The organism is Flavobacterium chungangensis, assembly GCF_042654045.1.
GTDB lineage: Bacteria > Bacteroidota > Bacteroidia > Flavobacteriales > Flavobacteriaceae > Flavobacterium > Flavobacterium chungangensis.
Genome location: NZ_JBHSFY010000014.1, coordinates 1 through 11,315 on the forward strand (window position 1 = coordinate 1; position 11,315 = coordinate 11,315).

Genomic DNA, 11,315 nt, shown 5'->3' on the forward strand with positions numbered 1-11,315 from the left:
GTATATAAATTATTATAACAATGACAGAATTAAACTTAATCTAAAAGGAATGAGCCCGATACAATATCGAGCTCATTATTATAAAACTTAATTATTAATTTGTCTAAACTTTTGGGTGCAGTCTATTGAGACAGCTCTTTTTTTATATAATTTTAATCTAATTATTTATCAATTGCTCTTTTTGTAATATCTCCAAAAGCATCGATTCTTCTGTCTCTGAAGAACGGCCAGTTTTGACGAACGTTTTCTTGCAAGTCCAAATCAACTTCAGCAATTAAAATTTCTTCTTTATCATGAGAAGCTTGAGCTAAAATTTCTCCTTGTGGTCCAGCAATAAAAGAAGCTCCCCAGAACTGAATTCCTTCTGTTCCTTCAAGATATTTTTCTAAACCAATTCGGTTAGCTGCTGCCACGAAAACACCATTTGCTACTGCATGTCCTTTCATAACATTCATCCAAGCACCATATTGGTTTTCTCCGTATTGTTCTTTTTCTTTAGGATGCCATCCAATTGCTGTTGGGTAAAATAAAACCTCAGCACCTTTAAGCGCTGTAATACGAGCTGCTTCTGGATACCATTGATCCCAACAAATTAAAGTCCCGACAGTACCTTTTTTAGTTTCGATTGCTTGGAAACCTAAATCACCTGGAGTGAAATAGAATTTTTCGTAAAAATGAGGATCGTCTGGAATATGCATTTTTCGATACAAACCAGCTTCTGTTCCATCAGTATCAATGATATAAGCACTGTTATGATAGATTCCCGCCATTCTTTTCTCAAAGAAAGGAACAATAATTACTACTCCTAATTCTTTTGCCAATTCGCTGAATGCAATAAATGAAGTGCTGTAAAGTGGTTCTGCTAATGCAAAATTGTCTACATCTTCGCTTTGGCAGAAATAATGACTGCTATATAATTCAGGAAGTAAGATTACCTCAGCACCTTGACTTGCAGCATCTCTTACCCAGCTGATACATTTTTTAAGATTGTTTTCGGCAACATCATTCAGATTTAACTGAATAACCGATATTTTATACTTTCTTTTCGCCATGACATAAAATTTAGAGTGCAAAAATAATACTTTTTAAAGGAATGGCAAAGTGTTGGTAATTGATCCTTACTTTAAGATTATTTGTAACTTGTAAATGCTTCTAATTTCAAATTTACCTCGTCAATAATATTATCCATTTTATAAAAATCCGTTTTAAATATAAAGCTTAAATGATAAATCATTTTTTCATTTGGAATATGATATTGAAAGTTCACTTTTGAAAATTCATCGCTTTTAATGTTATGATACCATTTATCAAATAATTTTTGTCTAAAATCTTGCTTAAAATCTACACTATCACAAACATAATTTAAAATAATATCTGGATTATCTTTAAAATATTGATTTATGATGCTGGTGATTGTAATTTCTATTGATGGATCATTAAAAAATTTTTGATTATTTGCTTCGTAAAAGTCGATGCTATAAAGTTTATTAAAGAAGGCATTTTCAAAATTCATTTTCTGAAAACTGACAAAATATTGCAAACCATGCTTTGTTGTAAAATAAAAAAGAGGGTACAAACCCTCTTCTGAAATATATTGATACATAAAGAAATATTATTTTTTCTTTAATCTTCCTAAAACTTCTTTTCGATGTTGTTCTTTTAAATCAACCATTTTTTTTAGAACAGAAACTGTCTTCTCATTTGGTTTTATGATTATCGTTTTTTCCATAAGTGTTTTTGAATTGCATTGCAAATGTAAGAAAAAAACTTGTATTCATTTAATTTAATGGAATTAAAAATCTTAAAGCCTTTAATAATTCTTACAATTTCATCAATACAAAAAAACCATTTCACATCCATTTAAAATAAACTTCTGCAAAATGGTCTATCAACCTAAAAAAATTCAACTAAGCTTATTACTATTCGATCACTACTTTTTGAGTAAGGAATTCTGTTTCTGATTTTTTAAATTTGATTTCGAAAGTTCCTTTTACTTTAGATGAAAATTTGTAAACTGTTTTCTTAGGATCTGGAACTTGTTGCGTGCAAACTTCTGATGGGTATTTTGCAATTACTTGAAGACCTTTTTCAGTTCCGATAGTTACTTCCGAGATCTTATCAAATTCAGCACAAGCGTTATCTACTACATAAGTTACATCATAGCTTAATTCATCGTTTACTTTCCCTGTTGCCGGCCCTTTAATTTCGGTTACCAAAGCTGCTTTTGTTGTTGGAGCTTGTGTGTTGTTATCATCATCGTTACTGCATGAAATAAATCCAATTGATAAAAATAATACTACTAAAACTGATTTAAATCTAAAACTTTTCATATAAAATAATAATTAATTGTTAATTACTATGAAGACGTGAGAAAATTGCTTTGGTTGCTTTCATAAAATGTTAAAAGTTCTCATTAAAACATTAAACATTTGTAAATCAAAAACTTATTTATTAAAAAAAAGATTAAAAAACACCATTCTTTCTTATGAAAATAAAAATTTCTAGACTAGTCAAGATCAAAATAATATCCTTTTCCATGCTGTCACAAGCCGAAAAAGAAGTAATCTAGAGGACAAAATGTTGTTCAAAATATAATTTGATTTGTCCCCTAAAAACAAAAAAACACCAGTGCTAACTGATGTTTTCTTTAATGTATGTTTTGAATTTTATTAAGCTGCTTTCTTCTTAAAAATCTTTTTGATAAGATTTACAAAAACTAAAACAACAAATCCTAGAGCTAATCCAACTGTAAATTCTTTGATGATAGAAGGGATTTTAATTTCTTCTGATAAATGATGGAAATAAGGAATATAATGAACAAAGATTCCTCCTGCCACCAAAAGCAATGCAATTGTACCCACTACAGTTAAACCTTTTATAACAAGTGGTAACGCTTTTACTAATAAATTTCCAATAAAACGTGATGGACTTTTTTCGCTTTTGCTATATTTTATAAGTTTGTAACCAGCTTCATCCATACGAACAATAAGCGCTACAATTCCGTAAACTCCTATTGTCGCAACTAATGCGATTATAGAAGTTACAAGTATCTGCTGTGTCAGCGGTTCTTCTATAACAGTCCCCAATGCTATAATCACGATTTCTACAGACAAAATAAAATCGGTAACAATTGCTGATTTTATTTTTCCTTTTTCCATTACTAGAATTTGCTCTTCTGTTAAATCCTCATTGGTAATTCCTTCTGATTCATCGTGCTTGTGAGGAAAGGCAAATTCGTAAATTTTTTCAGCTCCTTCGTAAGCTAAAAACAATCCCCCAAGTACTAAAATTATTATAATTGCAATTGGTAAAAAAGCACTTAGTAAAAATGCAATTGGAAGAATAATGATTTTATTTAATAACGAACCTTTGCTTATTGCCCATAAAACTGGTAACTCTCTTGATGAAGCAAATCCAGAAGCTTTTTCGGCATTTACTGCCAAATCATCTCCTAGAATTCCAGCTGTTTTTTTTGCAGCAACCTTACTCATTACTGCAACATCATCCATAATTGCTGCGATATCATCTAATAGAACAAAAAAACCTGAAGCCATTTTTAAAAATTTATTTTTTAGTGATGCGAATCTAGACATTTTGACTTAATCTTCCCAATAATCTTACATCAAAATTTGTGTTTTTTATTCATAATTTCTGTATTGTGATTTTAGCTACATTGTCCTAAAAGAACCCACAAAATGATGAAAACGATAATAGTTCCAAAACATCCTCCACCAAGCTTTTTAGCTCCGTAACCTGCCAATAGTCCTCTAAATATATTGTTCATAATTTCTAATTTTAATTAATAATTTGCTGATTTTTATTTGTTTAAAATTCATCCTTTTTTGAGAATATCTTGTTATATGAAATAGGTTAAAAGTTTCAAAATTTTGGGCAAAAAAAAGCATCAGCTAAAAAACTGATGCTTTATTATAATTACTTTTTTTTTAAATTAATCGGTAGAAATACTGTAACCTTTGTTTATTAAAGTTGCTTTATCAAGAATTCCTTGCCCTGTAGGAGGAGCAGGAGGATTTTGATCTTGCAACTGAACATAGCTTTTTGCATTAGGAGAAAGATTAAGAAGTCGCTGTAAAATTAAATTAACTTGTGAACTAGAAAGCGCATTTTTATTAAAATTAAGCGATAAACTTTCATCTGTAATCTTTGTTAACAATGGCAAGTCAATGGAAGTAAGAATTGAATTATTTTGAAAATAAAGCCCTTTGCTTGACGTCAAAATAGGAAATGAAATCGATGTTAAAGATGGATTATTTAAGATTCCAGTGTCGTATGAATGCAATATTTTTAATGCAGGAAATGCAACAGAAGCTAATACTTCATTGTTTCCAACATCTAAATCATTATATACTTCAATAAGATTACTTAAATTAAAGTTTACTAATTTTAAATTATTTTGAATCTTTAAGTTTACCAGCTTTTTTATTGCGCTTAAGTCTATAGTTGTAAGATTTGTTGTACTGGTAATGTAGATATTTTCTGTATAAGGGCCAAATTCGGCGGTTATTTGTGCCGCTGCCTGTGCATCTGTAATATCTCCTGTTATTATAATGCTCGTTTTTCCTTGACTTTGACTACTTCCGGCGTACAAAGCATAAGGCACACTTAAAAGCTGACTTGTTCCGCTAATTGTATAATTGGTTCCTCCTTCTGGATCAATTTCTGTTTTTATAAAATGAGTACCTGCACCCCAATTTATTCCTGCAAAAGTTCCTGTAACTGGCGTTCCTCCACCAATTACTATTGTTGCTAATCCGTTAGGGTTTGTTGTGGTAGTTTGAGTTTCGACATAAGATGCTGTTCCTGTTTCAGAGCCGAATAAAACACTTGTTCTGATCCCAATTAAGGTATTGGAGAGCAATGTTCCATCTGTTTTACGAATCACAGATTGATAATTCATTTTCTGTGGTGCTTGCGCAAATAAAATGGTAAAAGAACTTAATAATAAAAACGCTAGAGTAATTTTTCTCATATACTTTTCTGCTGTTTAAAATTTTATTTTTTAATGATTTTAAAAGTTTTGATTGCTTTCGAATTGTTATTTACTGAAAGAAAATAAACTCCTTGCGCCAATCCCTGCATAGGTACTTTCGTTTCTGAAGAAGTTATATTAGAAGCTTTTGATAGTATTCGCCCGTTAATCTCAAATAAATTATAAGACAAGTCTTCAAATTTATTGTTTACAACTATAAGATTTAGTTCATCAATAACAGGATTTGGAAAGGCTGTCATGACTAAACTAATTTCATCGAATTTGTCATTACTTAGAGTGGCTATTTCGTAAGGTTGCTGAATGCCTTGTTGTGCAGAACCTCCGCTTCCTTTCAATTGTATATCTGCAATTTGCCCAACCGAATAACTTGCTGCTCCGCCAGAGCCAGTGCCTTTGCCTCCAGTAACAACAATGCTTTCTTGTGCGTACGAATTAGTTACAAATGAAATACTGGCAAGAAATAAAATTAGAATTGCCCTTTGGTTTCTTTTCATATATTTGATTTAATAGTTGCGAATCAAATATATACTATTTCTTACATAGAATAAAAGCCTAAAAGGATTAAAACCAATTAAATATTAACAAAAAAAAGCACCAGTTAAAAACTGATGCTTTTTTAAGATTAACATTAAAAAAATTAATTAGCGGTCTGGTTTCTAAAAACCAATTGGCCATCGAAAGCATCTAACAAAATGATGCTATCTGTTGTTATATTTCCTGCCAGAATTTCTTTTGACAGTTGATTTAAAACTTCTCTCTGCACGACACGTTTTACAGGTCTTGCTCCAAAATGAGGATCATAACCTTTATCTGCCAAATAAGCAATTGCTTCTGGTGTTGCATCCATTGTAATACCTTGCAATGCCAGCATTTTTGTAACGCTTTTTAACTGCAGCCCTACAATTCTTGAAATATTCTCTACTGTAAGCGGTGTAAACATTACAATTTCGTCAATACGGTTGATAAACTCCGGACGGACAGTTTGCTTCAACAATCCTAAAACTTCGTTTTTCGCTGCTTCTGTTGCGGCTTCCACTCCACCTTTTAGATTTTCAAATTTCTCCTGAATAATATTACTTCCCATATTTGAGGTCATAATAATAATCGTATTTCTGAAATCAGCCAAACGTCCTTTGTTATCCGTCAATCGACCTTCGTCTAAAACCTGCAATAAGATATTAAACGTATCTGGATGTGCTTTTTCGATCTCATCTAACAGCACGACAGAATATGGTTTTCTACGAACAGCTTCTGTTAACTGACCTCCTTCATCATAACCTACATATCCTGGAGGTGCACCAACTAGACGGCTCACGCTGTGACGTTCTTGATACTCACTCATATCAATACGCGTCATGGCATTTTCGTCATCAAAAAGATATTCGGCCAAAGCTTTTGCCAATTCGGTTTTACCAACTCCGGTTGTTCCTAAGAATAAGAATGATCCAACAGGTTTTTTCATATCCTGTAAACCAGCACGGCTTCGACGAACAGCATCACTCACGGCTTCTATCGCTTCTTCCTGACCTACTACACGCTTGTGCAATTCGTCTTCTAAATGCAATAGTTTTTCTCTTTCTGTCTGAAGCATTTTGGTTACTGGAATTCCAGTCCATTTTGCTACAACTTCTGCAATGTCTTCTCTGGTAACTTCTTCTTTAATTAAAGAATTTCCAGATTGAAATTCCTGCAATTGTTTTTGCAAAGTTTCCTGACGTTCCTGCGCTTCTTTTATTTTTCCGTAACGTATCTCCGCTACTTTTCCGTAATCACCATCACGTTCTGCACGTTCTGCTTCGTATTTAAAGTCTTCTATTTCATGTTTTACAGCCTGAATTCCGTCAACGATATCTTTTTCCTGTTTCCATTTCGCATAGATTTCGTTGCGTTCTTCTTTCAGGTTAGCCAATTCCATACCCAAAATTTTCAGCTTGCTTTCTTCTTTTTCACGTTTAATAGCTTCAATCTCAATTTCCAACTGCATGATTTTACGATCCAAAACATCTAATTCTTCAGGTTTTGAATTGATCTCCATACGCAATTTAGAAGCCGCTTCGTCCATTAAGTCAATCGCTTTATCTGGTAAGAAACGATTGGTAATGTAACGTTGTGAAAGTTCAACTGCTGCAATAATTGCCTCATCTTTAATTTGAACTTTATGATGCGTTTCATATTTTTCTTTAATTCCACGAAGAATCGAAACTGCACTTTCTGTATCCGGTTCGTCAATAAGAACTTTTTGGAAACGTCTTTCAAGTGCTTTGTCTTTTTCAAAATATTTTTGATATTCATCCAAAGTGGTAGCGCCAATTGCTCTCAATTCTCCACGAGCCAAAGCTGGTTTCAAGATATTCGCCGCATCCATTGCGCCTTCACCTCCACCCGCTCCAACAAGCGTATGAATTTCATCAATAAACAAAACAATATCTCCGTCTGCAGCTGTAACCTCTTTTACAACCGATTTTAAACGTTCTTCAAATTCTCCTTTATACTTCGCTCCGGCAATCAAAGCTCCCATATCAAGAGAAAAAACGATTTTATCTTTTAAGTTTTCTGGAACGTCTCCGTCCACAATTCTATGCGCTAGACCTTCTGCAATAGCGGTTTTACCAACTCCAGGTTCACCAATAAGCATTGGATTGTTTTTGGTTCTTCGAGTTAGAATCTGTAATACGCGACGAATTTCTTCATCACGCCCAATAACTGGATCTAATTTTCCTGTACGGGCTAATTCATTTAGGTTCTTAGCAAATTTATTTAGCGAATTATAGGTTTCTTCTGCCGAAGCCGAAGTTACTCTTTCGCCTTTTCTTAGTTCCTCAATAGCAGCTTTCAAGCCTTTTCCTGTAACTCCCTGATCTTTTAGAATCTGAGAAACTTTACTTTTTGAGTCAAAAATGGCTAAAATTAAATGCTCGATCGAAACATATTCGTCGTTCATTTTTTGTGCAATGATTTCTGCTTCATTCAAAGCTTTGTTTGCGTCTCTAGAAAGCATAACATCTCCTCCAGAAACTTTTGGAAAACTTTGAATTGTGCTATCTAAAATTTGTAAAAACAACGGCACATTTACATTTAATTTTTTTAGAATAAATGGCGCCACGTTTTCGTCAACTTCAAAAATAGCTTTAAAAATATGCTCATTTTCAATTTGTTGCTGACCATTTCGTTGCGCTAATTGCTGCGACAACTGAATGGCTTCCTGCGATTTGATTGTAAATTTATTTATATTCATATCTTTTGATTTGATTGATTTAACTGTTTAAAATATATAGGATTAAAGTTACGATTTATTGAGGTAAATAGTTCGCTCAAATAATTTAACTTTGTATTCGAATAGACAAATTATATTCCACAGTAAAAAAACAGACAAAAAGACAGTTAAAATCAGTTTTTAATGCTTTTAACACGTCAAAAAGTCATAAAACAAGCCAAATATGAGTTTTTTTAATTCAATCTTCGGAAGTTCAGAGAACTCAGAAGCATCAAAAAGTAAAGTAAACTGGACTGAATTAACAGATATGCTTCAATTAATGGAAATAGAAGCAATCTCAAATGAAAAACCAGTTGTCATTTTTAAGCATAGCACCAGATGCAGCATCAGCCGAATGGCTCTAAAACAATTTGAAAGAGAATATGATCTTGAAGGTGTTGTCGATGCTTATTTTTTAGACTTGATAGCACACAGAGATATTTCAAATGAAATTGCAAGCAAATTTGGAGTCTATCATGAATCTCCACAATTGATATTGATCAAAAACGGAAAAGCAGTTTACGATGTTTCGCACAGCGATATTGATGCAGAAGCATTGAAAACTAAGGTATAGTTTTTTTCTTGCCACAGATTAAAAGGATTAAAAAGATTTAAAGTCTTTATATACGCACTTTGAGTACAAATAATTAAAATAAAAATAAAAATTAATTAGTGGAAATTCGTGAAATTGCTTCGCCTGTTCGCTATAGCTCGCGTCGTGGCGAAAAAAAATCTTTCTAATCCTTTTAATCTGTGGCCAAATAATTTAAAAACTTCCATCAGAGCCTCCACCGCTGAAACCTCCTCCTCCAAATTCCATCGGAGAAGCTGTCTTAACTCCCGGCTTCATTCCAAAAGTTGAAGCTACAACTAAAGCTTCTGCATTCAATAAACTATCTGAATGGTTTATTCTATCTGGTTTAAAAGTCAGACCGCTTTCTTTTTCCTTTAATTTTCTAATTGAAAAATATGCTATTGCAAATAAAACTACACCACCAAGCGTAAGCGCTACTTCGATTGGTAAAACCGAATGATAGAATCGAATAGTATAGATTGAAAATGCAATCGCCAAAAAGCTCAACCAAAGCATTATTCGGTCTTTTGTTTTTAAAGCCTGTACCAAATAAACAATCGGTACAATAAAAGTAAACGCATAAAAGAAAAAAGCAAATGGAATATCTGTTCCTGGTTTTACTTCTGTTCCTAAAAGTTCTGCAGAAAGTTCTCTCACAACCAAATAATTACAAGAAAGATAAAACAAAACCAAGCAAAAACTATTTGCCAATAATAATCCGTTGTAATAGTAACCTTTGCTTTGATGATTCATTCTCTTTTTTGTCAAAAAATAAAACAATCCTGCAAAAATCATTGCTACAAATGGCAAAATAGCTTTTCCAATATCTCCAAATTTAAACATTCCGAAAAACAAAAAGGCGGTTGCCGAAATGCAAAATACAAGCATTGACAATACGTGTAGATACCTCAAAAACATAAAAAGTGATCCAATTGCTACAAAAAAAGCAATTACTATTTCATGACCTTCAGTTGTTATTGCTATTGCTACGCCCAAACATAAAAGCGCATTTAATATAAAAGCATCATCTAAACCATGATTATGATAATTTTGATTTGCAAGCAATTCTGCTCCTGCAAATCCAACTATAGTAAAAATATAGCAGCAGATTTGAAAAAACACATTTTCTGCGCTTAATCCAAATAAAGAAATTCCTCCACAAATTGAACCATACAACAAGCAACCAAGCAAAAAGAAGCCTATTCTAACCAGAACATTACTCTGACTTTTTAAAACGGGCAGTTCTTTTTCTATAAATTTCTTCTGTTCTTTACTAATAAAACCTCCCTTGTACAAAGAATCTGCTTCATCGACCAAAATTTCATTATCTAATAATTGTTTGCTGTATACTATCATTCTGCTATCTCTTTATGAAATTTTTTAATCAATTTAATGAACATTACAATCGAACCAACAAAATAAGCTGGCAGTAAGAAAATTAATAATTCCCAAATATCAGAGAAATCAACGTTTTCAAAAATTCTGAACAAAACAATATTTCCACCGATATAAGCATAAACAATCATAAATACATATAGCGACATTGCTTTATATTGGTAGCTCGCTTTATAAAAATAATAGGTTGAACCAGCTAAAACGAAAGCAAATATTACCCATATTAAGGTATCATAACCTGTTAAGTTACTAATCGCAACGATACTTACAATGTGCAATGCAAAAGTGAGAAAAACTAAACCAAAATGGGTTTTAAGCGAAATTCGACTACTGTAGATAGTCCATAAAATCAGTAAAACTCCCAACATTACTGCTGAATAGCTTAAATTTTGACTTGCATACAAATTATTGCTGTCATTAAATATATCTTGTGGCGTAACAGAAAGTCCCACATAAGCCGCCAGACCCGTAATTGCAATAGTTAAAACACTTCTATTATCAAAATAATAAGCGCAAAAGAAACTCACAACAGTGGGCACTAAAGTCGCTAATCCGTAATGTTCTCCAAATGGTTTATATTGAAACTGAAGATATCCAATAAAAATACAAGTCAAGATATTGCCCGCCAAAACCAGATATTCTAAAACAGGATGCTCAAAAGTTGTTTCTGCTTTCTGAAAACCTTTAGAATGCTTGAAACAATAAAAAAAGCAAACTACAATAACAATTAAAAGTAATGATAGAATAGCGATGTGTCCTATAGTGTCGATATTTTCATAAATCAAAACTCCAATTCCTGAAGTAAATAATAATACTGATAAATAAAGGAATAACTTTAATTCTGCATTTAACGAAAAGATATTTAGGCTTCGATAGGTTTTCACTTCTTCGAGCTGGTTTTGTGTAATTAAACCCTTCTCGAAAAGATGAAGCGCAGACTGATCTTTGAATTTTTCCATTGGTACGTTTTAAACTGGTACATCAAATATATGTATTTAGCATGAATTTTCTCCTTTTACTTTAAAACCTTTCCTATCTTCTAAAACATCTGTACAGATCGTATTACAATTAATAGTGTAAAA

General features: G+C 32.4%; 11 protein-coding genes. 2 read left to right on the forward strand and 9 right to left on the reverse strand.

The genetic code is table 11. The features are described 5' to 3' along the window. The first annotated feature begins 4 nt into the window (after positions 1-4). On the forward strand, positions 5-91 hold the full coding sequence (locus ACFO3N_RS19240) for an IS3 family transposase (RefSeq protein WP_379798166.1): 87 nt from the start codon (positions 5-7) through the stop codon (positions 89-91). A gap of 70 nt (positions 92-161) precedes the next feature. Here ACFO3N_RS19240 and ACFO3N_RS19245 read toward each other — a convergent pair whose 3' ends face one another. The 7 genes from ACFO3N_RS19245 to clpB form a co-directional block, all read right to left on the reverse strand. Beyond that, a complete protein-coding gene (locus tag ACFO3N_RS19245; protein WP_095927649.1) occupies positions 162-1,052 on the reverse strand; it encodes a carbon-nitrogen hydrolase in 891 nt (296 codons plus the stop codon). A gap of 77 nt (positions 1,053-1,129) precedes the next feature. Continuing rightward, positions 1,130-1,603, reverse strand: coding sequence for a DUF6169 family protein (locus ACFO3N_RS19250; protein ID WP_379800487.1), 474 nt, complete (start codon positions 1,601-1,603; stop codon positions 1,130-1,132). Between the two features lie 316 nt (positions 1,604-1,919). Further along, on the reverse strand, positions 1,920-2,330 hold the full coding sequence (locus tag ACFO3N_RS19255) for a hypothetical protein (protein ID WP_379800489.1): 411 nt from the start codon (positions 2,328-2,330) through the stop codon (positions 1,920-1,922). Positions 2,331-2,669: 339 nt separating this feature from the next. After that, a complete protein-coding gene (locus ACFO3N_RS19260; protein ID WP_379800491.1) occupies positions 2,670-3,554 on the reverse strand; it encodes a DUF808 domain-containing protein in 885 nt (294 codons plus the stop codon). Positions 3,555-3,949: 395 nt separating this feature from the next. Beyond that, positions 3,950-4,990 carry a hypothetical protein gene (locus tag ACFO3N_RS19265; protein ID WP_379800493.1) on the reverse strand — a complete coding sequence of 347 codons (1,041 nt, stop codon included), beginning with the start codon at positions 4,988-4,990 and terminating at the stop codon, positions 3,950-3,952. Between the two features lie 23 nt (positions 4,991-5,013). Next, positions 5,014-5,505: a T9SS type A sorting domain-containing protein gene (locus ACFO3N_RS19270; RefSeq protein WP_379800495.1), complete on the reverse strand. Its 492-nt coding sequence runs from the start codon at positions 5,503-5,505 to the stop codon at positions 5,014-5,016. 143 nt (positions 5,506-5,648) lie between these two features. Further along, complete coding sequence (gene clpB, locus ACFO3N_RS19275; RefSeq protein WP_320492669.1) at positions 5,649-8,246, reverse strand: ATP-dependent chaperone ClpB; 2,598 nt, start codon at positions 8,244-8,246, stop codon at positions 5,649-5,651. Positions 8,247-8,448: 202 nt separating this feature from the next. Between clpB and ytxJ the strand changes: the two genes are divergently transcribed. Continuing rightward, positions 8,449-8,838, forward strand: a complete 390-nt coding sequence (gene ytxJ, locus ACFO3N_RS19280) for a bacillithiol system redox-active protein YtxJ (protein ID WP_379800497.1) — start codon at positions 8,449-8,451, stop codon at positions 8,836-8,838. Between the two features lie 192 nt (positions 8,839-9,030). Here the strand turns inward: ytxJ and ACFO3N_RS19285 are convergent, their stop codons facing one another. Continuing rightward, positions 9,031-10,194 (reverse strand): hypothetical protein, encoded by a 1,164-nt coding sequence (locus ACFO3N_RS19285; protein WP_379800499.1) that lies wholly within the window; start codon positions 10,192-10,194, stop codon positions 9,031-9,033. Next, positions 10,191-11,192 carry a DUF2157 domain-containing protein gene (locus tag ACFO3N_RS19290; protein ID WP_379800501.1) on the reverse strand — a complete coding sequence of 334 codons (1,002 nt, stop codon included), beginning with the start codon at positions 11,190-11,192 and terminating at the stop codon, positions 10,191-10,193. Before ACFO3N_RS19290 ends, ACFO3N_RS19285 begins: the two co-directional genes overlap by 4 nt. Between the last annotated feature and the right edge of the window lie 123 nt (positions 11,193-11,315).

What these genes read in the sequence shown, in the direction of transcription:
- ACFO3N_RS19245 (WP_095927649.1), bottom strand. Translation starts at nt 1,052, where the DNA reads ATGGCGAAAAGAAAGTATAAAATATCGGTTATTCAGTTAAATCTGAAT.
- ACFO3N_RS19250 (WP_379800487.1), bottom strand. Translation starts at nt 1,603, where the DNA reads ATGTATCAATATATTTCAGAAGAGGGTTTGTACCCTCTTTTTTATTTT.
- ACFO3N_RS19255 (WP_379800489.1), bottom strand. Translation starts at nt 2,330, where the DNA reads ATGAAAAGTTTTAGATTTAAATCAGTTTTAGTAGTATTATTTTTATCA.
- ACFO3N_RS19260 (WP_379800491.1), bottom strand. Translation starts at nt 3,554, where the DNA reads ATGGCTTCAGGTTTTTTTGTTCTATTAGATGATATCGCAGCAATTATG.
- ACFO3N_RS19265 (WP_379800493.1), bottom strand. Translation starts at nt 4,990, where the DNA reads ATGAGAAAAATTACTCTAGCGTTTTTATTATTAAGTTCTTTTACCATT.
- ACFO3N_RS19270 (WP_379800495.1), bottom strand. Translation starts at nt 5,505, where the DNA reads ATGAAAAGAAACCAAAGGGCAATTCTAATTTTATTTCTTGCCAGTATT.
- clpB (WP_320492669.1), bottom strand. Translation starts at nt 8,246, where the DNA reads ATGAATATAAATAAATTTACAATCAAATCGCAGGAAGCCATTCAGTTG.
- ytxJ (WP_379800497.1), top strand. Translation starts at nt 8,449, where the DNA reads ATGAGTTTTTTTAATTCAATCTTCGGAAGTTCAGAGAACTCAGAAGCA.
- ACFO3N_RS19285 (WP_379800499.1), bottom strand. Translation starts at nt 10,194, where the DNA reads ATGATAGTATACAGCAAACAATTATTAGATAATGAAATTTTGGTCGAT.
- ACFO3N_RS19290 (WP_379800501.1), bottom strand. Translation starts at nt 11,192, where the DNA reads ATGGAAAAATTCAAAGATCAGTCTGCGCTTCATCTTTTCGAGAAGGGT.